The organism is Pseudoalteromonas sp. UBA6610 (assembly GCF_002433295.1).
GTDB lineage: Bacteria > Pseudomonadota > Gammaproteobacteria > Enterobacterales > Alteromonadaceae > Pseudoalteromonas > Pseudoalteromonas atlantica.
In genome coordinates this window covers 1-21,954 of record NZ_DJHW01000107.1, presented here as the reverse complement: position 1 = coordinate 21,954, position 21,954 = coordinate 1, and the positions used below count along the sequence as shown (strand labels likewise).

Here is a 21,954-nt window from a genome sequence, read left to right as displayed (position 1 = left end):
CCAAGCGTGTATATTCAAGCCAATATGCATGGCGCCGAGGTACAAGGTAACGCGGTTATTTTTCAGCTGCTAGAGCAGTTAAAACAGCTCAATTTAAAAGGCGACATTACCTTAGTACCTTATGCTAACCCTATAGGTTGTAATCAAAAATCAGGGGAATTTACCCTTGGCCGATTCGACCCTATTACTGGCACTAACTGGAACCGTATGTATCACTACAATAGTGATTTAGTCACCCAGTTTGCACACGAGCATAGCCAGTACGACGATGCAGCTTTAAAAAGTAATTTTAAAAAAGCCCTGCTTGATGAAATAGATGCCAAACTTAACGGCCCAGCTTATTTACTCAATACCGGTAAACGCATTGCGCTTAACCTGCAAAAGCTTGCGCATCAAGCCGATATCGTGCTCGACTTACACACGGGGCCTATTTCAAGTAAGCATCTGTACTGTCCAACGTATGCCAGCGACAGCGCACGTTATTTTAATATTGAACACGTACTGCTTATTCCAAGCGACTTTGATGGCGCAATGGATGAAGCTAGCTTTTGCCCATGGTGGCATCTAAGTGATGCACTTAGTGCGCAAGGCAGGGACTTCAATGTACAGGTTGAAGCCTTTACAGTAGAGCTAGGCAGCCAAGAAAAAATAGATTTAGCAGCCGCCTTTGACGATGCAAACAGCATTTTAAGCTATTTGAACCATAAAAATGTATTGGTAGATGCAGCGCATCAACCTAAGCAGATGACCCGTTATGCGTGCCATTTAGATGACTACTTTGCTTATTATGCGCCGATTGGCGGCATGGTTGAGTATGTTGCCCCGTTAGGCGCACACATAAAGGCAGGTGAGCCAATAGCCCATATATTACGCATGGAGCGCTATTTAACTGAGCAGCCCCTACAAACATTAAGCCTCGATTGCGATGCAATTGCTATTTTGCATTTTGCCTCAGCAAGCGTAAACCAAGGCACTGAACTTTATAAGTTTTTTACTAACGTATTTGAGTTATAACGCACCGCGCTATAACTCCCCCTTCTCATTGCGTGAGAGTAAGTTAACTAACTTACAATATAAGCGGCTATATGCCGCTTTTTTTGATCTGTGATAACGGTGTAAACGTAAGGTAATCAAATAAGTGTAAATTCAGTGAAAGTTCACCGTTACAAATGTAAAAACACGTTATAATTTATAAATCTACCTTACTCTCAAAGGAATAAACAATGAGCTGGCGTTATTGGATTGCAGTTACGGCTTTACTAAGCACACCCTCTTTTGCCCAACAAGAGGTTAAAAAAAATGAACAAGACAACGACATAGAGCTAGTTAAGCAATGTATTTTAAATGAAGTAATTGGTGGCGATGGTAAGCAAACCTTAGACCAGCTGCGTACAAAGTGTTCCGCCCTTGAAGAAAACAAACAACTTACCGCACTTGATAAACGCAAGGCTCGCGAAGAGGTAAGCAAAAAAAATCGTAACGTAATTACGCCGCATAAACGTAACTACATTTTACCTTTATCGTATGTCTCGCACCCTAACGATCGCCCGTTTGATGGCTTTGACGAGCTAACAGATGAAGAAAATGGCGAACCCCTTGATAACCTAGAGGCTAAATACCAGCTTTCTATTAAAGTGCCACTGTACGATGATTTTGCAGATGAAGACCAAGCCATATTTTTTGGCTTTACTTTGCAGTCGTATTGGCAGATTTATAACTCAGAGATTTCTTCTCCGTTTCGTGAAACCAACTACGAACCAGAAATATTTTGGGTAAACTACCTAGACCAAGAAAACGTACTTTGGGGCGACGAAATGGCCATAGCGCTGGGTATTTCGCACCAATCTAATGGCCGCAGCCAGCCAAACTCTCGTTCATGGAACCGAATTTACGCCGATTTTATATGGGAAAAGAGCGGTTTTGTATTTAGCTTTAAACCTTGGTATCGCATTGCCGAGGATGAAAAAGACAATATATTAGAAGCCGATGGCGACGACAATCCAGATATTTACAAATACATGGGTTACTTTGAATTTGGCGGGGCGTATCGTTATCACGATCACGAGTTTAGCTTTATGACTCGCAACAATTTAAATTCAGATAACCGTGGTGCACTTCAACTAGATTGGTCATTCCCGCTTTGGGGTCGTTTACGTGGCTACGCGCAATACTTTAACGGTTACGGTGAGAGCCTAATTGATTATAACGCTGATGTAGAGCGTATTGGTGTAGGTATATTACTTACCGATTTACTATAATTTATTAATACACCATAAAAAAAGCCAAGCCCTTTTATAAAGTGCTTGGCTTTTTTATTAAAGCGTTACTCGTTATTTTTTAACGGCAAACACCCCTTCAAACTCTGCAACAACATCGCTGCCATCAAATATAGTAACAGGTACTACGTAGCTTGCTTTGCCTGTTGTTTCCAGCTCACTGAGCTTACCTTTACAGGTTTGCACATCAACACAACCGCGTGGGTCGGTATTAAGTGGTTTTAAGTATTTTATAGTGGCATCGGCTAATACAATATTGCCCTCAAGCCCTGCCTCTTTAAGCGCTAAGTACGTTGCGCCCCAGCCGGTTAAGGTTGCTAAGCTGTATATAGAGCCTGCAAACATAGTGTTGTGTAAATTTAAGTTAGCGTCTAAATCAGCACGCGTTGTAAACTGCCAATCTGTGTAGCTTTCTACTTTTATACCCATTGCATCACTAATTGGGATTGATTCACGCCAAATATTTTGCAGTACTTGCGTCCAATCAGGGTGGCGAAACCAACCCGGCTCACTAGGCTTTTGCTTAATCATTTTGAAATGTTGTACATCGCCATACGCTAAGTGGGCTTTTTCTTTTAGCTCGTAGCCGTGGCGCTTATAAAACTCAAGCGCACGCTCGCGAGCAAATAACACTAATTCGCCTGCATTTTGCGTCCATGCTATTTTTTCAAGCTCGTGTAATAAACGGCTACCAATATGCTGGTTACGGTTGCCTTCGGCTACGGCCATGTAACGTACTTGCGCTTGTTCATGGTTGTTAAAGTGTAAACGGGCCACACCAAGCACATCACCGTTGTTATTTTTAATAAAGCGATGCTCTGAGTCTTGTTCCATATCATCTTGTTCAGAGCCACGAGGCTCATTCCAAGGCGCACGTAGTACTTCCCAACGTAATTGATAGTACGCTTGCCAGTCTTCGCTGCTCTGCGGTGTAGTTACTTGAAACATATATACTCCTGTTGTTTTGCCGTAAATAAAAAATAAAGGCTACGGCATGTAATCCAACTGAATAACTCTTTAACCTGCACATTGGTTTTTACATTAGAAAATTAAAGATTAAGTTGGTTGGAATTATTATGGCAAATACCATACTCCATCTTTTAAACACTGCCAATACGACTTTGGTAAGCAAGCGAAAAAATAACTGTTTTACCCATCGCATCAGCTAGTTTATGCTGGGCCTTTAGAGATTGAACATGCACTGAGCGAAGGGTTCTGCCTAGGGGAAATTTACTCTTTGTTGCCTACATGGGTGTAAGCCAGTAGAGTAACGCAGGAGCAGTTACCTAGCCCACCAGGTTACAAATCTCGCGCCGCGATTAAATCGCCCCTAGATTGAACAAACTTTAATCCTGAAAGGTCAACAGGCCCTTAATGTTATGAGCGATTTTATAAACCCTTTAACGGGTGTAGTGAGTAGCCACTTTATTAGTCACAGCCAAGATATTGGGCAACTAGTTTACTGGCATAAATATGCAGGCGATCACATACAGGTTCGCCAATCCGGTCAGCTCCGCTGGCTGCTGATTAACGATACGTTGCAATCGGTGGTAGAGCTTAACAATCCACAGCGCTTACTATTTCCACATTTAACCTATTTAGCTAAACAGTGGCAAACCTTAGCACCACCAAATCACGTGTTAGAACTTGGCCTTGGCGGTGGCGCTATACGTAATTACTTACAATACACTTACCCGCAGGCACACGTAACATCAGTTGAAAAAAATGCAGATATAATTGCCTGCTATACAGATTTTTTCGCTCTTAAAAACCAAAGTGACGTGCAGTGTGATGACGCGCAAAATGTACTTAGCAAGGCACATAACCATGACTGGATTATTCTTGATTTATTTAGCCAAATAGATGCACCACGATTTTTGTTTGAACGCGCTTTTTATCAAAAAATATACGATGCGCTAAACGCAGGTGGCACGTTATTTATTAACTTTTTGTCGCAACATGAGTCGCAGTTAATTCAGTTACAGCAATTACTATTTAATGTGTTTGGCGTAAAAGTAAGCCCGCATAAAATTGCGGGCTTTGTAAATCATATTATTATTGTTACTAAACTTGGTAATTAAACCGATAAGTTAAACGTAACAGGTCCATCGTTACACAAGCTCACTTGCATATCGGCGCCAAACTCTCCCGTGGCAACACTAATACCCTGCGCTTTAGCTTGAGTTACAAAGTACTCGTAAAGCGCGTTAGCTTGGCTAGGTGTGGCTGCCGATGAAAAGCTTGGGCGCATGCCTTTTTTAGTATCAGCCGCTAATGTAAATTGCGACACCACGAGTAACTCACCGCCTATATCTTTTAGGCTTAAGTTCATTTTGTCGTTTTCATCGGTAAATATTCGGTAATTACTTACCTTATGCAATAGTTTGTCGGCGGTTTGCTCATCATCTGGTTTTTCAACACCGAGTAACAATAATATACCTTGGCCAATTTCACCTATAACTTGGTCGTTAACTTCTACTTTGGCACTTTTTACACGTTGTATTAAGCCTTGCATTTAACTGCGTTCCTCTGTTTTTAGTTCTTCATCAATGTCTATTTCTGGTGTTTGTGGTACATGATTAGGGCTTATACAGGCGGTAAATTCGGCCCCTAATAGCACCACCACCCACGACAAATACACCCACACAAATAAAATAGGAATAGTCGCAACAGCGCCATAAATTACTTCGTACGATGGAAAGTGGCTAATATAAAGCGCAAAGCCTTTTTTAGTCAGCTCAAATAATACTGCCGCAAAAAGAGCCCCCGGTAGCGCAGCCCGAATAGATACAGGCGTGTTAGGCACTAAAGTGTATAACATTAAAAAGCCAATCATCGAAAAGCCATAAGGCACCAGCTTTAACAAAAAGCCACTAAACCCAGGAATGCCCTGATCGGCAAACGACACTAACGAAACAATATACGATGTAACACCAATACTTGCGCCTAGCAGTACGGGGCCTAAGCTCAATACCATCCAATAAACCGCAAAAGAGATCATCATGGGGCGTTTTTTCTTAATACGCCAAATGCGATTAAGCGTGGCATCAACATTACGTATAAGCAGCAATGCAATCGCCGCTAAAAAGCCAATACCCACGGCGGTCATTTGGTTCGCATTGCCAGCAAAGGAGCTTATATGCTCTTTAATAACATCAGATGAGGTAGGTACAAAGTTAGTAAACAAAAAGCTTTCTATGGCTATGCGGGTCGACTCAAACCCCGGGAAGGCCGAAAATATTGCCACGCCTACCGCTATCAAAGGCACTAAAGAAAGCAAAGTAACATAGGCAAGGTAGCCTGCATTCACTGTTATTTGATCGTCTATACAGCGGTTAACGTACTGCATCCACCAGCTTGGCTGTTGCCTTAAAAAGGAGATAGCTTGCTGTTTATAAAGGGAGAGCTTATCATTCATACAATTGACTTGTGCTAATCGAATTTTGATTATGATAGCAATCAGCACCATAATTTACAGCACTTACTGGTAAATAGGGATCCAAATGAAAAAACAAACATTACTTAGCGCCTCGGTACTGGCCATTACGCTTACTTTATCGGGCTGTCAGTCGGCCTATTATTCTGCAATGGAAAAAGTAGGTGTACATAAGCGCGACATTCTTATTGACCGCGTAGAAGAAACCAAAGATTCACAAGAAGAGTCGCAAGAAGAATTTCAATCAGCACTTGAGCGCCTAACAACTTTAATTAATTTTGATGGCGGCGAGTTACAAGATGCCTACAATCAACTTAACGATGATTATGAGTCGAGCTTAGCAGCCGCTAATGAAGTATCGAGCAATATTAATAAAGTTGAAGATGTAGCAGAAGCTTTATTTGATGAATGGAGCGATGAACTTGAGCAATACAAAAGCGCGTCGCTTAAGCGCGAAAGCAGTAAAAAGCTAGCGGCTACACAACGCCAATTTAGCCAGTTACTACGCTCTATGCGCAGTGCAGAGAGCAAAATGGAGCCAGTGCTATCGTCTTTACAAGATAACGTACTGTACTTAAAGCATAACTTAAACGCACAAGCGGTTGCCGCTATTAAAGGCGAATTCACTAATTTAAAGCGTGATATTCAAGTGCTGATGAACGACATGAATAAATCAATTGCCGATTCAAACAAGTTTATAGAGCAAATGAATAGCGCTGGCTAATCAATTAAAATCTGCCTAACAAAGCCTGCATATTGCAGGCTTTTTTGTTGTTACGTTTTGTTACCTTTGAACTATTTGTTAATCTTTTGATGTTGTTATACTTTTATAAAAATAATAATAGATAGCAACAATGAAACTAAAAACCACCAGCCTTGTATTTATTTGTGGATTGCTTAGCGCTTGCGAAACCGCTAATCGCATTGAGGTGATTGCAGGGGAAAGCACGCTTACCCCGCAGCATCAAACAGGCGAGCGAAAAGGACGCTTTTATAACCTCTACCCTGGCAAAAAAACCTACCCCACCACCTGCGAAACCGGCTGCTACCCGCCAAGCCCTAAATTACAATGCAAACAAGACGCTGAAGGTTGCCAATTTATTGCTGAGCAAAAGCCAATTAATTTAAATACGGGCTTTACCGTGCGCTGGTTAGGGCACGCTGGGTTTATGATCCGCACACCTAACGGACAACACGTGCTATTTGATCCTGTAAAAGAGCAGTTCGACTCACCTGTTGATTTAGCCTTTAGGTTAGCCTCAGGGTTTTACAGGCAACCCGGCGATTGGCTTACACAAAACGAGCTTAAAAACCTAAGTGCAGTGATGTACTCGCATATTCATTACGATCACTTTAATAAAGCCGATATAGAAGAGCTTGGTAATAAACCTCGCTACTTAACGCCATTAGGTATGGCCGACAACTTCCCTACTGGTGGCTATAACATTAGCGAAATGGCCTGGTACGCAAAAACACAGCTTGATGATTTAACGATTCATGCCCTACCAGCGCACCACTTTAGTAGCCGTGTATTGGTACCCTTTATTTACGAAGATAACGATAAAGACCTATGGAATGGCTGGTTGCTTGAGCAAAACGGCAGTACCGTGTTTTTTGCAGGCGATACCGGCTACTCAAAACACTTTAAAGACATTCAGCAAAAGTATGGCGATATAGACATATGCCTACTGCCCATAGCCTCGTATTACAGTGAAGACAGCCCTACTTGGTATCGTTATGTACACACCACACCAGAGGATGCTGTAAATGCAGCTAGTGACCTTAACTGTAAAGTAATGATACCGTGGGGCTATGGTAACTCAAGCTGGAAAATGGGCGACCGGACAAGCCATTCAGCACTGTTAAGGTTGCTTTATACGCACAATAAAATGGCTTCAACCACACCTTTATATATTTTAAACGAAGGCGAAAGTATTTCACTGTAACTCATTGCTGAACTGTTTTAGGATGATTGTAATATCTAAATACATATTAACATTGAGAAATTAATGAAAAAACACGCATTAGCTTTAAGCTGTTTATTAAGCGCCCCAGTAATGGCCATTGATGTAGCGCACACATCGACCCCTATTACTATTGATGGCGTATCTGAAAGCGCATGGGATAAAGCAACGTGGCATGATATGCCGTATTTAATGGATGGCACCTTGCCCTCATCAGATGCCGACTTTAAAGGCCGCTACCGCCTGCTGTGGGATAAAAACTACCTGTATTTACAAGCTGATATAACTGACGATGTACTTATTGATACGCACCCAGACCCGACCATAAAATATTGGGATGACGATGCGCTGGAAATTTTTATCGATAGCGACGCCTCAGGCGGTATTCACCAGTTTAACCATACCGCGTTGGCATATCATATTGGCCTTGATAACCAAGCCGCCGATTACGGCCCCGATAAAAAAGCCCATCTATACACCGACCACTTAACAAGTAACTGGAAGCGTAATACCCAAGCCCCTTATAACATCACCTGGGAAGTTGCTATAAAGCTCTACCCTAACGATTACCAAGAAGGCGCTGTAAACACGCCCATCACGCTTAATGAAAAACAAGTCATTGGTTTTATGCTAGCGTATTGCGATAACGATGGCAGCGAAGTACGCGAGCACTTTATGGGCTCTCACGAAGTACAGCCAGTCAATGGCGACAGAAACCGTGGTTTTATAGACGCAGATGTCTTTGGCAAAATCACCCTGCTACCAAAAAGTAAGTAACTACCAATAAAATAATTGAAAACGTTGGGTTGAGCGTAGCGAAACCCAACGAAAAAATACCCTACCAACAATGACAGATGCTTTGCATTATCGATTGATTAAGCTTTGACTCTTTTACTTCTCATTCCCTTCTCCTTGTGCAAATATTTTTTTAGTGAATTATTCACAAAGAGAATAAGAGGCGCTGCGCTTTTAGAGATAAACACATTGTGGCAATTTCACTATAGAACGAACTATAAACACTGACGTATTTGGAAAAATCACACTACTTCCAAAAAGTAACTACTAATAAATAGTTGAGCAGTAGGTTGGGTTGAGCCTAGCGTAGCGAAACCCAACGAAAAAAACCCCTACCATCAATTACAGATGCTTTGCATTATCGATTGATTAAGATCTGACTCTTTTACTTCTCACTTCCTTCTCTTTGTGCAAATATTTTTTAAGTGAATTATTCACAAAGAGGATAAGAGGCGCTGCGCTTTTAGAGATAAACACATTGTGGCAGTTTCACTATAGAACGAACTATAAACACTCACGTATTTGGAAAAACCACTCAACCGCCAAAGAGTAACTACTAATAAATAGTTGAGAAGTAGGTTGGGTTGAGCGTAGCGAAACCCAACGAAAAAGCACCCTACCAACACGCACTACCACTATGCATTGTTGCAGGTTTATATAGCCTACTGACTTTCAGCTTAGACCAGCCTATTTAGCTGCGCCGTTCTAAACTGATCGCTGATAACTTACAACTGACAACTCTTGTTTTAACCCACAAAAAAGCCGCTGTATTTTGCAATACAGCGGCTTTTAAACCATTACTCTAAATTAATAGATTATGATTTTGGAGCTCGACCCGCACGCTTACGCTCACTTTCAGTTAAGTGACGCTTACGAATACGAATGTTCTCAGGTGTTACTTCTACTAACTCGTCATCATCGATGAACTCAAGCGCTTGCTCTAGTGTGTAGTTCAATGGTGGCGTCAATGTTTGTGCTTCATCTGTACCAGATGCACGAACGTTAGTAAGTTGCTTACCTTTAAGGGCGTTAACTGTAAGGTCGTTATCGCGGCTATGAATACCGATAACCATACCTTCGTAAACTTCAACACCGTGACCGATGAATAATTTACCACGCTCTTGTAAGTTGAATAATGCGTTAGTAAGTGCTTTACCTGTAGCATTTGCAATCATTACGCCGTTCTTACGAACACCTAGCTCGCCACCTTTGTGCGGACCGTAGTGATCGAATGTATGGTAAAGTAAACCAGAACCTGAAGTTAACGTCATGAACTCAGTTTGGAAACCGATTAAGCCACGGCTTGGGATCATAAAGTCTAAACGCATACGGCCCTTACCATCTGGTGCCATATCAGTAAGTTCACCTTTACGAAGACCAATTTGCTCCATGATAGAACCTTGATGCTCTTCTTCACAGTCAATTGTTAGTGTTTCATACGGTTCTTCTAATACGCCATCAACAGTGCGTAAGATTACTTCTGGACGAGATACAGCTAGCTCATAACCTTCACGACGCATGTTTTCGATTAAGATACCAAGGTGTAATTCACCACGGCCCGATACGCGGAAGCTATCTGGGTTGTCAGTATCAGCAACACGAAGTGCAACGTTATGTACTAATTCTTTGTCTAAACGCTCACGAATATTACGTGATGTTACAAACTTACCTTCTTTACCACAGAAAGGAGAGTTATTTACAGAGAACGTCATTGTTACTGTTGGCTCATCAACACTTAGTGGTGGTAATGCTTCAACGTTGTTAGGGCAACAAACAGTATCTGAAATCTTAAGCTCGCCAAGACCTGTTACCGTTACAATGTTACCAGCGTAAGCTTTATCTGTTTCGATACGCTCAAGACCTAGGTAGCTTTGTACTGAACCAATTTTGCCGTTACGTGTAGAGCCATCAGCACTAACAATCGTTACTTGCTGGTTAGGCACAACAGAACCACGTTTGATACGGCCGATACCGATTACACCTTTATAAGAGTTGTAATCAAGCTGAGAAATCTGCATTTGGAAGTCACCTTCAGGATCTGCATCCGGTGGTGATACTTCGTCAACGATCATTTGGAACATAGGTTCCATGTTGTCAGACGGCTCGTCTAAATCTAGTGTAGCCCAACCGTTGATTGCTGAAGCGTAGATTACTTTAAAGTCTAGCTGTTCGTCAGTTGCACCAAGGTTGTCGAATAAATCAAAGATTTGATCCATAACCCAATCAGGACGTGCACCTGGCTTGTCGATTTTGTTGATAACAACAATTGGCTTTAAGCCTTGCGCGAATGCTTTTTGCGTTACGAAACGCGTTTGCGGCATTGGACCTTCTTGAGCATCAACAAGTAATAATACTGAGTCAGCCATCGAAAGTACGCGTTCAACTTCACCACCAAAATCGGCGTGTCCCGGGGTATCTACGATATTGATATGGTAGTCTTTCCAAGAAATGGCTGTGTTTTTAGCCAAAATGGTAATACCACGTTCTTTCTCAATGTCGTTTGAGTCCATCACACGCTCTTCGTTACCGCCGCGTGTTTCTAATGTACCTGATTGCTCAAGTAGTTTGTCAACCAATGTCGTTTTACCGTGGTCAACGTGCGCGATAATCGCTATATTTCTTAACTGTTCGATGCTCATATTTTTACTCAGAGAAGTTTATTCTCATTGATCCTGCAAGATCTACGCACTCATCTGCGTTTTCACCAGATGTCCCAGCATAGGATTTAAAAGGGCGCATATTATCCCTCATTAATGACATGGATGAAAGTTTATCCAATACAATTTTAAAAACTTTCTTAATACTTTTACTAAGTATCTGTTTTTTATATGACAATTATATGAAATAAATTTCGACAAATTACATAAATTGTCGTTTTTTAGCTAATTTGTTGATTGCTTTGGCACTATTTACTATTTAAGTTAAGCTGATTTAGGTGATTAAAATACGTGCAAAATCGAGCGTGAAATTTTTGCACCAATGTGGATATTTTACGCACCATAAAAGTGCAAAGCCCGTGACCACTTTTGTGCAACCATAATTTTTAACTTAATAAACAGCAAGTTAAAATAATGGCATAAAATCGGCTTACTAAAAAACCAAAGCATTTAATGCAGCAATAATAAAACCCAACAGTTGGAGGACACATGTCACAATCGGTTTTAGATTTTATTAAAGAAAATGACGTTAAGTTCATTGATTTACGCTTTACTGATACTAGAGGTAAAGAACAACATGTTTCTATTCCTCATCACCAAGTAGATGAAGATTTTTTTGAAGACGGCAAAATGTTCGACGGCTCTTCAATTGCAGGTTGGAAAGGCATTAACGAATCAGACATGGTACTTATGCCAGTAGCTGATTCAGTAAAATTAGACCCATTCACAGAAGAAGCTACGCTAATCGTACGTTGTGATGTTGTAGAGCCATCTACACTACAAGGCTACGAGCGTGACCCTCGTTCAGTTGCTAAACGCGCTGAAGAGTACATGAAATCTACCGGTATCGCAGATACAGTTTTATTTGGCCCTGAGCCAGAATTCTTCCTATTTGATGATGTTAAATACAAGTCAGATATGTCAGGTTCTATGTACAAAATTGATGCTGTTGAAGCAGCATGGAACTCTGATAAAGACTACGAAGGTGGTAACACAGGTCATCGCCCAGGTGTTAAAGGTGGTTACTTCCCATGTTCACCAGTTGACTCTTCACAAGATTGGCGTTCAGCTACTTGTTTAGTACTTGAAGAACTAGGCCAAGTAGTAGAAGCGCATCACCACGAAGTTGCAACAGCGGGTCAAAACGAAATCGCAACTCGCTTTAATACAATGGTATTAAAAGCGGATGAAATCCAAGAGATGAAATATGTTATTCATAACATGGCTCACCTTTACGGAAAAACGGCCACATTTATGCCTAAGCCTGTTGTAGGCGATAACGGTTCTGGTATGCACTGTCACCAATCTTTAGCAAAAGACGGTGTTAACCTTTTTGCTGGTGATAAGTACGGTGGTCTTTCTGAAGATGCACTTTACTACATTGGCGGTATTATTAAGCACGCTAAAGCAATCAATGCGTTTGCAAATGCCTCAACTAACTCGTACAAACGTTTAGTACCAGGTTTTGAAGCACCGGTAATGCTTGCATACTCTGCACGTAACCGTTCTGCATCAATCCGTATCCCAGTTGTACCATCTGAAAAAGGTCGTCGTATCGAAGTACGCTTCCCAGATCCAACTGCTAACCCATACCTTGCTTTCTCTGCAATGCTTATGGCTGGCCTTGACGGTATCAAAAACAAGATCCACCCTGGCGATGCTATGGATAAGGATTTATACGACCTACCAGCAGAAGAAGCAGCAGAAATTCCACAAGTTGCATCTTCACTAGATGAAGCGCTAGAAGCACTTAGTGCTGACCGTGAATTCTTAACGCAAGGTGGCGTATTTACTGATGATTTAATCGATGCATACATTGCACTTAAATCTCAAGAAGTTGAAAAACTTAACATGACAACTCACCCAGTTGAGTTTGAAATGTACTACAGTGTTTAATACGCCGTAGACAAAATTATCGATAAGATAATAAATGTGTGTTCTCAAGCCCGCTTAGCGGGCTTTTTTTATGGTAAATTAGGGTTATCTCCACTAAAGTTATGTAATTACAAAATATGCAGGGTAGCAATGTGAATTACAGGATATTATTACTATTTTTTGCTTTAGGATTAAGCATTTATAGTTATGCAGGCAATAAGAAAATTTATGCTTGGAAAGATAAAAATGGTGTTTTAGTGTTCTCAGATACACCACGTAGTGGCGCGCACGAAATAAAACTAAGCAGCCAAGATCTTACCCTGTCTGAAACCGATAAACACACCCCTGGTTCACCACAACCAACGCACCCTAACCGTTTTCAAATTATGATATCGTCGCCTACACATAACCAAACCGTACGCGAAAACACCGGCTCGGTGTACGTAACAAGCCGCATAACACCGCGTTTTGAAGCTGGCTTTACCATACAGCTATTTTTAAACGGTAACGCTTATGGGCCCGCAAGCGATTTATCAACGTTTGCTATACGCGACGTAGAAAACGGAGCTCATACTTTGTATCTCAAACTTTATAATAAACAAAATCAAGCCATTGCTATCAGTCAGCCCAGTACCTTTGTGATGCAAAGAAAGGCTGTAAACTAAGTACAATGTCTCATGAAGCAAAATTAGCGCAGCAGTATTTACTGATTAAAACTTGCTTGCAAATATTAACGCACTAAAGTGGTGCAAAGATGTCAAACGAACAAAATTTTAGCCCTGAACTTCTCAATGCCATTTGGCAAAATCAAACTACATCGGTCATGTTACTTGATAAAAATTTTACCCTTGTTTATGCCAACACCAGCACCAGCGAACTACTCGGCTTGGGTAAAAAGCGCATTATTGGGCAAACCTTTAACAGCTTATTTAATTACCATTCTGTGGATTTAGAGCGCATAGCCCAGTACTCACTTGTTGATGGTGTAGATTGCAGCCAGCACAGAGCTGACGTGGTCTTTATAGATTCTCGCCATGCAAAAATAGCTATTACATCGCGCCAAGTTAAGTTTAAAAACGAACGCTATATTTTACTTGAGTGTCGTAAAACCGATGAAGAAATAAAACACGACAAAGCCTCTAACCAAATGCATCAATATCAAGCGGCACGAAATTTAATTAGAGGGCTTGCCCACGAAATTAAAAATCCTTTAGGGGGAATACGCGGAGCGGCGCAGTTATTGCAGTATGAGGTAGATCAACAAGAAAGGGACGAATGCGCTGAGCTTATAATTGAGCAAGCCGACCGATTACGCGAATTAGTTGATAGGCTACTTGGGCCAAATCAGCTTCCGCAAAAGTCGTATGGCAATATTCACCAAACACTTGAGTCGGTTGTTAAATTAAGCACATTAGATAATTGTAAAAATATTAGTCTAGTTAAAGATTACGACCCAAGTATCCCTGATGTGTTTATTGACCAAGGCAAGGTTCAGCAAGTTGTACTTAATATTGTACGCAATGCTCAACAGGCGTTAGTTGATGGCGGTGAAATAAAAATAAAAACCCGCATTAATCATCAGTATCGCCGCCCCGGAAAAGCCCCTAAAAAAGCCTTGTTGATCCAGGTTTCTGATAATGGACCAGGCATAGACCCTAGCGTTCGCGAAACATTGTTTTACCCGATGATCACCAACAAAGAAGGTGGCTCAGGGCTAGGGCTTTCAATCGCACAAACGCTCATAGATCAGCACGACGGTTATATAGACTGTGATAGCTGGCCTGGCCATACTGAATTTAATATCTATCTGCCTTTTGCAGATTAATGTTTTGGAGTTGGCATGAAAACAGTTTGGCTTGTAGATGATGACGCATCAATTCGCTTTGTATTAGAAAAAGCGCTGACACGCGCAGGGTTTGAAGCAGAAAGCTTTGCAAATGCGCAAGACGTGTTAAGCGCGCTAAAATTTAGCCAACCAACCGTGTTGGTATCTGACGTACGGATGCCAGGCATGGACGGCATGGCATTGCTTGAACTCATAGCAGAGCAAAACCCAGGGCTGCCGGTTATTATAATGACCGCCCACTCAGATTTAGACTCAGCAGTTAACGCATTTCAAAAAGGCGCGTTTGAGTACTTAGCCAAGCCATTTGATTTAAACGAAGCCGTGGCATTAATCGAAAGTGCCTGTAGAGCAAACTCAACTAAAAAGACTAAGCGTAAACAAGTTCCACCTAAAAGCGCGCACATTATTGGCGAAGCCCCTGCGATGCAGGAAGTGTTTAGAGCGATAGGTAAACTGTCGGCTTCAAGTATGAGCGTACTAATTAATGGTGAGTCTGGCACAGGTAAAGAGCTTGTAGCCAGCGCTTTACATAACCATAGCCCACGTAAAGAAAACCAGTTTATTGCATTAAACATGGCCGCTATTCCAAAAGAGCTTGTGGAGTCTGAGCTATTTGGCCACGAAAAAGGCGCATTTACTGGTGCCGATAGCGTTCGTAAAGGCCGCTTTGAACAAGCCAATGGCGGCACACTGTTTTTAGATGAAATTGGCGATATGCCACTGGATGTGCAAACACGTTTATTACGCGTACTCGCCGATGGTGAATTTTACCGTGTGGGCGGGCACCAAAGTATTAAAGTAGATGTACGCATTATTGCTGCAACGCATCAAAATTTAGAAGATTTAGTAAAACAGGGTAAATTTAGGGACGATTTATTTCATCGTTTAAACGTTGTACGCCTTCGTTTACCGGCTCTTAGAGAAAGAACTGAAGACATTGAACGCCTAGCGCAGCACTTTTTACACAAAAGCGCAAAAGACCTGCAAGTAGAAAGTAAAGTACTAAGCCCAAAAGCCACAGAGCAGCTTAGGCTATTTAGCTGGCCTGGTAATGTGCGCCAACTCGAAAACACCTGTCGCTGGTTGACCGTTATGGCCCCTGGTGAATTAGTAAGTGAGCAAGACCTACCACCAGAGATCATTGATGCAGCGCCTGTTCAACAAGAAGGTGATTGGCTCGATGCGTTTCAGCAATGGCTCAATCAAGAGCTAAAGCAAGGTAAAGAAAACATTTGGCCCGATATTCAAGCTCAGCTTGAAACTCGTCTTATAAAAACAGCACTGGCTAATTGCTCTGGCCATAAACAAGATGCAGCCATAAAAATTGGCTGGGGGCGCAACACGTTGACCCGCAAATTAAAAGAGCGCAATATTAGCTAGTTTCTAACCGTTACTCGTTGGCCCTAGGATGAAATTAATAGAACACATTCCATTATTTAAACAAATGGAAATAGTGAATAGATTGCACTTTTTTAAAGACTTCACCCTTGCTGAACGCCAAGTGCTACTAGAGTCGTTTGGGTTATTGTATTTAGTTAACCAGCATCAGTTTTTATTTAAACAATACGATAACGACAAACGCTTATACATTGTATTAAGTGGTGCGTTACTTGTTTTTAAACATAACCACTTACTGGAGCTTGGCACTATAGAGCCCGGTGAGTTTATCGGTGAAGGCGCATTTATTAATAACCGCGAGCGCAGTACGAGCGCTCGTGCTAAAACCGACACCATAGTACTTGCCATTACCCCAGAGGCACTTACTCGCTTGCCTAATGTAATACGCGAAAAAATTAAAGATAGAATCATAGAAGGTATGAGCCTGCGCATTGCAAAGCTGAGTGAGCACATAGAAACCCACGGTTAACTCTATCACTCAGTCCATATAAACAATTTGTAGCGAGCAATCAAGCCAGCTGGGGTTATTAACATGCGCCGTAAATGTATACGTATCGGATGGCTTGGCGCCAAAAGGCGTCGCTACAAGCGGCTGTGAGTGGCTATATGTTTGCGAGTAGGTTTTATAATAAATAACAACATAACCATATAAAAACTCCCAACCTAACCTTACAACAGCGCCACTGGGTAAGGTAAAGTCAGCGTGTTCATTTGAAAATCTAACCGCTAAATCATTGTATTTATCGTCGCTGCAATGAGTTGTTCTTAGCCGAGACGGCATAGTAAAAGCATCTTCTCCATCAGTACTCTTTAAATAAAAACCAATATTGCCATCGCCATAAAAATGATTTGATCGTGTCGTGTAGTTAATTTCAGGCTGATAACCTAGCTCTTGCATAATAATAGCTAACTGCTCAGTTTCTTTTGGGTAAATTTTATCGCTTGATAAGAGTAACGTAGCCTCACCAAAGGTAGATGGGATTTCTAGCGCTACGTATTCATAAGGAAGATTTTGTGCTTTTAGCGCAGCATCGAGCTGCTTGCGCTGCTCATCTTGCAAGTTTTCACTAAAAACATAAACGGTAGGTTGTTGGCACGCAGTTAATAATAGCGCCCACATACAGATTAAAATGCCATTTTTCATAGTGACCCTCCAATGATTACAATTGTAGTCTATTGGAGGAAACTATCTATAGCAACTTAATACTCATGTGCTTAATTAAGTATTATTGTACGTTGGTATAATTTGTTTGGCTGTCTAACCAGGCATCTACACTTTGGCGCGTATATAAAACTTCATTAAATAAGCGATGACGTTCAAATTCCAGTTTTGATTTTTTAAGTGGATCACCACTAATTAGCCGACTGTGCGTATCGTTAAACTTAGAAATAACCGAAAAGCCGCGTTCATCTTGCTCTTTTTGTGTTTTTACCGAGTTAGCTAAGTGAGCTCTTACATCATCTGCTGTCAGCATATCTGAATTATCTAAGCCCATTAGCTCTTTTTTCATTGCTAATCTTATGCCCATTTACTGCTCCAATTATATGCAGACCTAAACAATTAAAACGGTGAAATAATTACCATGTTTTAGGTACGATTTTTTATTTGCCAAAGCAATAGCAAATAGCACACCAAATTTTTGCTAGAGCATACGCATCAAATGCTGCAGTTTTTTTAAAGTTGAAAAAAGTTTTATATTTATCACTCTTTTTTATCCCACTCGGGCGAGCTTGCTAGGTGCAAAAAACAGTGCAAGCCTTTATACTTGCTGCTTATGCGCCACCAACAGAGATAACCATGTCAGAAGAATACATTGAAATTGAACTTGAAGAAGAACCTATAGAGCTTTGTAAATTACTAAAAGTACTCGATTTAGTAGAAGGTGGCGGCCAAGCTAAAAACCTAATAGCGCAAGGCTATGTTGGGGTTAACCATGAAATATGTACAATAAAACGGAAAAAATTATACAGTGGCGATGTACTTGAATTTGATGGCGAGCTTTTTCAACTCACTTTAAGTGAAGATGCGACTCCTGTAGAGCGCCCAGTGGCAACAACCCAGCCACAGCCAGAAAAAACACCTAATGAAACAGCTCAAAAGCCGGCAAAAAATAAAAGAAAGCGCACTAAAAAGCCAAAGGTTGATGAAAATACAGGGCGCCGCCCTATCTCATTTGGCTAGCCCTTAGCGCTTTGTGCCGTTTTTATTATATGTATAGGCTAGCTTGAACAGTTAGCCTTTTTGCTCTTTAATTACCTCGTAAAATACAATAAAAACAAGGTAATAATATGACAACCTCAGCCACACCCAATTGGTTTAAACCCGCCCTGTGGGCAGCACTTATCTGGAATTTATTAGGTGTGTTTGCATTTATAATGCACCTTATGATGACCCCCGAGATGATAAGTAAACTTCCGTTAGATCAACAAGCTGCATATTCAAACGTGCCTTTATGGTCTACCATTGCGTTTGCTGTAGCGGTATTTGGTGGCACCCTTGGCTGCATACTACTATTGGCCAAAAATGCATTTGCAACGCCTACCTTTGCGCTATCGTTGGTAGCGATATTTATTCAGCAATTTTATAATTTTATTGTGATAAATAGCATTAAAATGCTGGGGGTAAGCGCGGTGTTTATGCCTATTTTAGTGATTGTTATTGCGTTTTTGCTTTTATATTTAAGCATAAAAAGCAAACAACAAGGTTGGTTGAACTAACCTCCCCCCCTTTTGTAAACTCATTATTTTGCTACTTGAAAAAACAATTTTAGGTAGCACTTCTATACTTAGTACTGTCTAAAAAACATGCATTGCGCTACCTGCTTTTTAGCCTGATTTGTCATATTTATTATCTCTGGTATGCACTTTGCAAACTATTGGCAAATAAACACGTTATTTTATCAAGGACATAATCCTAACTATCAAAGGGGCAAAAAATGAATAGTTTCGACACCCAACAACAATTAACGATTAATGGCGAGCAATACCATATTCACTCACTTAAAGGATTAGGCGACAAAGCAAAGCGATTGCCCTTTTCTCTCAAAGTATTACTAGAAAACCTATTACGCAATGAAGATGGCGTAAATATTAAAGAACAAGACATTCAAGCCCTTCTTGACTGGGACCCTAAAGCAAAGCCCTCAGCTGAGGTAGCCTTTACGCCGGCACGTGTGGTAATGCAAGACTTTACAGGTGTTCCCGCCATTGTTGATTTAGCAGCCATGCGTGATGCAATGGAAAAACTAGGTGGCGATCCTGCAAAAATAAATCCGCTTTCTCCTGCTGAACTTGTAATTGACCACTCAGTACAAGTAGATGGCTATGGTGACGACGGTGCGTTTGATTTAAATGCCAAGCTAGAATACGAACGAAATAAAGAGCGCTACGAATTTTTACGCTGGGGGCAAACTGCTTTTGATAATTTAAAAGTAGTGCCACCAGCTACAGGTATTGTGCACCAAGTAAACTTAGAGTTTTTAGCGCGTGTTGTTTTTAACGACAGTGAAAACGGAAAATCAATAGCCTACCCAGACACCCTTGTAGGGACTGATTCGCACACCACCATGATTAATGGTTTAGGTGTGCTAGGCTGGGGCGTAGGTGGTATTGAAGCCGAAGCAGCCATGCTTGGGCAACCAATTAGCTTGCTTATTCCTCAGGTAGTGGGCTTTAAATTAAATGGCCGCTTACCCGAGGGCACCACAGCTACCGATTTAGTGCTCACCGTTACCGAAATGCTACGTAACCACGGCGTAGTGGGTAAATTTGTTGAGTTTTATGGTGACGGCCTAGCTGATTTACCGCTCGCCGATAGAGCAACCATTGCCAACATGGCGCCAGAGTACGGTGCAACATGTGGTATTTTCCCCATTGATGATGAAACAATTAACTACCTGCGTTTAACGAACCGCGATGAAGATCACCTCAAACTGATTGAAGACTACGCTAAACACCAAGGCTTATGGCGCCATGAAGGCGACGAAGCACATTACACAGACACCCTTGAGCTTAAATTAGACGACGTAGTACCTAGCCTTGCAGGCCCTAAACGCCCACAAGACAGAATTACACTTGATAAAGCCGGTGATGTGATAGGCCAGCACCTAAAAGGTTTCCAAGATGAGCGTATGGCTCGTCGTGATAAAAGCGATATTGAAGAAGCGCGCATTGAAAGTGAAGGCCCAACAACCAACCCAGATGAACCGGTAGACGAAGCGCAGTTTATGGGTGCAGCCAAAGTGAAGTTTAAAGGCCAAGAATTTGAACTAAACGATGGCGCCTGTGTTATTGCCGCTATTACAAGCTGTACAAATACCTCTAACCCCAGTGTTATTTTAGCCGCAGGCTTAGTGGCTCAAAAAGCTAAACAGCTGGGTATTAATGTAAAACCGTGGGTTAAAACATCGCTTGCACCCGGTTCGCAAGTGGTAACCGACTACCTTGAAAAAGCAGGTCTAATGGATGACCTAGAAAGCTTAGGCTTTAACTTGGTCGGTTATGGTTGTACCACGTGTATAGGTAACTCAGGCCCGCTTGCAGATGAAATTAGCGAAGCTATTCAAAAGCATAAGCTAGTTGTAAGCTCTATTTTATCGGGTAACCGTAATTTTGAAGGGCGTATACACCAAGACGTTAAAATGAACTTTTTAGCCTCGCCTCCACTTGTGGTAGCGTATGCCATTGCAGGGCGTACAGACATAGATGTATACAACGAGCCATTAGCGCAAGATGAAAACGGTAACGATATTTACCTAAAAAATATTTGGCCAAGCGTGAGCGAAGTCAGCGAACTAGTACAAAAAACGGTAACCAGAGAAATGTTCGAAAAAAGCTATGCCAATGTATACGAAGGCGACAGCCGTTGGCAAAAAATCCAAATTCCTGATGGTAAGCTCTACGATTGGGATGATGGCTCAACTTACATTAAAAAAGCACCATTCTTTGAGGGCATGAGCGTTGAACCACCAGGCGTGCCAACAATTGAAGGGGCGCGTTGTTTAGCTAAACTTGGCGACTCAGTAACCACAGACCATATTTCTCCTGCGGGGGCCATTAAAGCTGAAGCGCCAGCCGGTATTTACTTACAGGAAAAAGGCGTAGAAAAAGCGCAGTTTAACTCGTACGGTTCACGCCGTGGTAACCACGAAGTGATGATGCGAGGCACATTTGCGAACGTTAGGCTTAAAAACTTACTCGCACCAGGTACAGAAGGTGGCGTTACTCGCACCCAACCTGATGACAAGCTTGCCAGCATTTACGATGCCGCAATGGAATATGAAAAGAGTAACACACCATTAATTGTGTTAGCTGGTAAAGAATACGGTACCGGTTCATCACGCGACTGGGCAGCAAAAGGCTCGCTTTTATTAGGTGTAAAAGCGGTGGTTGCACAAAGTTATGAGCGTATTCACCGCTCTAACCTCATTGGTATGGGTGTACTGCCTTTACAATTTAAAGAGGGTGAGAGCCACGAATCATTAAATTTAACTGGCCAAGAGCAGTTTGATATTGAAGGTTTGTACGACAAAACGAATGAAGTGAGCATTATTGCCACGAATGCTGAGGGCAAAAAAGTCAGCTTTAGCGCCGATGTACGTATAGATACCCCTAAAGAGTGGGACTACTACAAGCACGGCGGTATTCTACAATACGTTTTACGTAACATGCTTGACTAATCATATATGTCCCGTCCTGAAATAGGTTG

At 41.6% G+C, this 21,954-nt stretch carries 20 protein-coding genes; 14 read left to right on the top strand and 6 right to left on the bottom strand.

Annotated elements, in window-relative coordinates:
• A partial coding sequence (locus tag B4F91_RS14450; protein ID WP_288635923.1) for a succinylglutamate desuccinylase/aspartoacylase family protein occupies window positions 1-1,014 on the top strand: 1,014 nt, incomplete at its 5' end.
• Window positions 1,015-1,223: 209 nt separating this feature from the next.
• On the top strand, window positions 1,224-2,258 hold the full coding sequence (locus B4F91_RS14445; RefSeq protein WP_286938114.1) for a phospholipase A: 1,035 nt from the start codon (window positions 1,224-1,226) through the stop codon (window positions 2,256-2,258).
• Window positions 2,259-2,330: 72 nt separating this feature from the next.
• Here the strand turns inward: B4F91_RS14445 and B4F91_RS14440 are convergent, their stop codons facing one another.
• The gene (locus B4F91_RS14440; protein WP_024032005.1) at window positions 2,331-3,224 is read right to left on the bottom strand and encodes a bifunctional GNAT family N-acetyltransferase/hotdog fold thioesterase; all 894 of its coding nucleotides are present in this window, start codon (window positions 3,222-3,224) and stop codon (window positions 2,331-2,333) included.
• Window positions 3,225-3,655: 431 nt separating this feature from the next.
• Here B4F91_RS14440 and B4F91_RS14435 point away from each other — a divergent pair, with 431 nt between their 5' ends.
• On the top strand, window positions 3,656-4,357 hold the full coding sequence (locus B4F91_RS14435) for a spermidine synthase (protein ID WP_286938116.1): 702 nt from the start codon (window positions 3,656-3,658) through the stop codon (window positions 4,355-4,357).
• On the opposite strand, the gene dtd is transcribed toward B4F91_RS14435, so the two are convergent.
• Window positions 4,354-4,791 (bottom strand): D-aminoacyl-tRNA deacylase, encoded by a 438-nt coding sequence (dtd, locus tag B4F91_RS14430; protein ID WP_286938118.1) that lies wholly within the window; start codon window positions 4,789-4,791, stop codon window positions 4,354-4,356. The two genes, B4F91_RS14435 and dtd, sit on opposite strands and share 4 nt — an antisense overlap.
• Window positions 4,792-5,694 (bottom strand): virulence factor BrkB family protein, encoded by a 903-nt coding sequence (locus B4F91_RS14425; RefSeq protein WP_029773504.1) that lies wholly within the window; start codon window positions 5,692-5,694, stop codon window positions 4,792-4,794.
• A gap of 85 nt (window positions 5,695-5,779) precedes the next feature.
• Between B4F91_RS14425 and B4F91_RS14420 the strand changes: the two genes are divergently transcribed.
• The 3 genes from B4F91_RS14420 to B4F91_RS14410 all read left to right on the top strand — a co-directional run bounded on the left by B4F91_RS14420 (window position 5,780) and on the right by B4F91_RS14410 (window position 8,453).
• On the top strand, window positions 5,780-6,436 hold the full coding sequence (locus tag B4F91_RS14420; RefSeq protein WP_004588426.1) for a DUF2959 domain-containing protein: 657 nt from the start codon (window positions 5,780-5,782) through the stop codon (window positions 6,434-6,436).
• Window positions 6,437-6,566: 130 nt separating this feature from the next.
• Window positions 6,567-7,658, top strand: a complete 1,092-nt coding sequence (locus tag B4F91_RS14415) for an MBL fold metallo-hydrolase (protein WP_286938120.1) — start codon at window positions 6,567-6,569, stop codon at window positions 7,656-7,658.
• Between the two features lie 63 nt (window positions 7,659-7,721).
• Window positions 7,722-8,453: a CBM9 family sugar-binding protein gene (locus tag B4F91_RS14410; protein ID WP_288635920.1), complete on the top strand. Its 732-nt coding sequence runs from the start codon at window positions 7,722-7,724 to the stop codon at window positions 8,451-8,453.
• Between the two features lie 833 nt (window positions 8,454-9,286).
• Here the strand turns inward: B4F91_RS14410 and typA are convergent.
• Window positions 9,287-11,110 (bottom strand): translational GTPase TypA, encoded by a 1,824-nt coding sequence (typA, locus tag B4F91_RS14405; protein WP_004589455.1) that lies wholly within the window; start codon window positions 11,108-11,110, stop codon window positions 9,287-9,289.
• A gap of 507 nt (window positions 11,111-11,617) precedes the next feature.
• On the opposite strand from typA, the gene glnA reads away from it, so the two are divergent.
• The 5 genes from glnA to B4F91_RS14380 all read left to right on the top strand — a co-directional run bounded on the left by glnA (window position 11,618) and on the right by B4F91_RS14380 (window position 16,716).
• Window positions 11,618-13,024: a glutamate--ammonia ligase gene (gene glnA / locus B4F91_RS14400; RefSeq protein ID WP_024031998.1), complete on the top strand. Its 1,407-nt coding sequence runs from the start codon at window positions 11,618-11,620 to the stop codon at window positions 13,022-13,024.
• A gap of 131 nt (window positions 13,025-13,155) precedes the next feature.
• Entirely contained in the window at window positions 13,156-13,668 is a 513-nt protein-coding gene (locus tag B4F91_RS14395; protein ID WP_024031997.1) for a DUF4124 domain-containing protein, read from the top strand.
• An 89-nt stretch (window positions 13,669-13,757) separates the two neighbouring features.
• Window positions 13,758-14,828 carry a nitrogen regulation protein NR(II) gene (glnL, locus tag B4F91_RS14390; protein ID WP_273589400.1) on the top strand — a complete coding sequence of 357 codons (1,071 nt, stop codon included), beginning with the start codon at window positions 13,758-13,760 and terminating at the stop codon, window positions 14,826-14,828.
• A 15-nt stretch (window positions 14,829-14,843) separates the two neighbouring features.
• Window positions 14,844-16,229, top strand: coding sequence for a nitrogen regulation protein NR(I) (gene glnG, locus B4F91_RS14385; RefSeq protein WP_004589451.1), 1,386 nt, complete (start codon window positions 14,844-14,846; stop codon window positions 16,227-16,229).
• A gap of 28 nt (window positions 16,230-16,257) precedes the next feature.
• The gene (locus B4F91_RS14380) at window positions 16,258-16,716 is read left to right on the top strand and encodes a cyclic nucleotide-binding domain-containing protein (protein WP_004589450.1); all 459 of its coding nucleotides are present in this window, start codon (window positions 16,258-16,260) and stop codon (window positions 16,714-16,716) included.
• A 9-nt stretch (window positions 16,717-16,725) separates the two neighbouring features.
• On the opposite strand, the gene B4F91_RS14375 is transcribed toward B4F91_RS14380, so the two are convergent.
• On the bottom strand, window positions 16,726-17,391 hold the full coding sequence (locus B4F91_RS14375) for a hypothetical protein (protein ID WP_286938127.1): 666 nt from the start codon (window positions 17,389-17,391) through the stop codon (window positions 16,726-16,728).
• Between the two features lie 82 nt (window positions 17,392-17,473).
• Window positions 17,474-17,776, bottom strand: a complete 303-nt coding sequence (locus tag B4F91_RS14370; RefSeq protein ID WP_004589447.1) for a hypothetical protein — start codon at window positions 17,774-17,776, stop codon at window positions 17,474-17,476.
• A gap of 269 nt (window positions 17,777-18,045) precedes the next feature.
• On the opposite strand from B4F91_RS14370, the gene B4F91_RS14365 reads away from it, so the two are divergent.
• From B4F91_RS14365 to acnA, 3 genes are all read left to right on the top strand, one after another.
• Window positions 18,046-18,429 (top strand): RNA-binding S4 domain-containing protein, encoded by a 384-nt coding sequence (locus B4F91_RS14365; protein WP_024031994.1) that lies wholly within the window; start codon window positions 18,046-18,048, stop codon window positions 18,427-18,429.
• A gap of 107 nt (window positions 18,430-18,536) precedes the next feature.
• The gene (locus B4F91_RS14360) at window positions 18,537-18,965 is read left to right on the top strand and encodes a hypothetical protein (protein WP_096040991.1); all 429 of its coding nucleotides are present in this window, start codon (window positions 18,537-18,539) and stop codon (window positions 18,963-18,965) included.
• A 218-nt stretch (window positions 18,966-19,183) separates the two neighbouring features.
• Window positions 19,184-21,925, top strand: coding sequence for an aconitate hydratase AcnA (acnA, locus tag B4F91_RS14355; RefSeq protein WP_024031992.1), 2,742 nt, complete (start codon window positions 19,184-19,186; stop codon window positions 21,923-21,925).
• The last annotated feature ends 29 nt before the right edge of the window (window positions 21,926-21,954 follow it).

Excerpts from the sequence above, each read along its gene's own strand:
- B4F91_RS14445 (WP_286938114.1), top strand. The coding sequence starts at position 1,224 with ATGAGCTGGCGTTATTGGATTGCAGTTACGGCTTTACTAAGCACACCC.
- B4F91_RS14440 (WP_024032005.1), bottom strand. The coding sequence starts at position 3,224 with ATGTTTCAAGTAACTACACCGCAGAGCAGCGAAGACTGGCAAGCGTAC.
- B4F91_RS14435 (WP_286938116.1), top strand. The coding sequence starts at position 3,656 with ATGAGCGATTTTATAAACCCTTTAACGGGTGTAGTGAGTAGCCACTTT.
- dtd (WP_286938118.1), bottom strand. The coding sequence starts at position 4,791 with ATGCAAGGCTTAATACAACGTGTAAAAAGTGCCAAAGTAGAAGTTAAC.
- B4F91_RS14425 (WP_029773504.1), bottom strand. The coding sequence starts at position 5,694 with ATGAATGATAAGCTCTCCCTTTATAAACAGCAAGCTATCTCCTTTTTA.
- B4F91_RS14420 (WP_004588426.1), top strand. The coding sequence starts at position 5,780 with ATGAAAAAACAAACATTACTTAGCGCCTCGGTACTGGCCATTACGCTT.
- B4F91_RS14415 (WP_286938120.1), top strand. The coding sequence starts at position 6,567 with ATGAAACTAAAAACCACCAGCCTTGTATTTATTTGTGGATTGCTTAGC.
- B4F91_RS14410 (WP_288635920.1), top strand. The coding sequence starts at position 7,722 with ATGAAAAAACACGCATTAGCTTTAAGCTGTTTATTAAGCGCCCCAGTA.
- typA (WP_004589455.1), bottom strand. The coding sequence starts at position 11,110 with ATGAGCATCGAACAGTTAAGAAATATAGCGATTATCGCGCACGTTGAC.
- glnA (WP_024031998.1), top strand. The coding sequence starts at position 11,618 with ATGTCACAATCGGTTTTAGATTTTATTAAAGAAAATGACGTTAAGTTC.
- glnL (WP_273589400.1), top strand. The coding sequence starts at position 13,758 with ATGTCAAACGAACAAAATTTTAGCCCTGAACTTCTCAATGCCATTTGG.
- glnG (WP_004589451.1), top strand. The coding sequence starts at position 14,844 with ATGAAAACAGTTTGGCTTGTAGATGATGACGCATCAATTCGCTTTGTA.
- B4F91_RS14380 (WP_004589450.1), top strand. The coding sequence starts at position 16,258 with ATGAAATTAATAGAACACATTCCATTATTTAAACAAATGGAAATAGTG.
- B4F91_RS14375 (WP_286938127.1), bottom strand. The coding sequence starts at position 17,391 with ATGAAAAATGGCATTTTAATCTGTATGTGGGCGCTATTATTAACTGCG.
- B4F91_RS14370 (WP_004589447.1), bottom strand. The coding sequence starts at position 17,776 with ATGGGCATAAGATTAGCAATGAAAAAAGAGCTAATGGGCTTAGATAAT.
- B4F91_RS14365 (WP_024031994.1), top strand. The coding sequence starts at position 18,046 with ATGTCAGAAGAATACATTGAAATTGAACTTGAAGAAGAACCTATAGAG.
- B4F91_RS14360 (WP_096040991.1), top strand. The coding sequence starts at position 18,537 with ATGACAACCTCAGCCACACCCAATTGGTTTAAACCCGCCCTGTGGGCA.
- acnA (WP_024031992.1), top strand. The coding sequence starts at position 19,184 with ATGAATAGTTTCGACACCCAACAACAATTAACGATTAATGGCGAGCAA.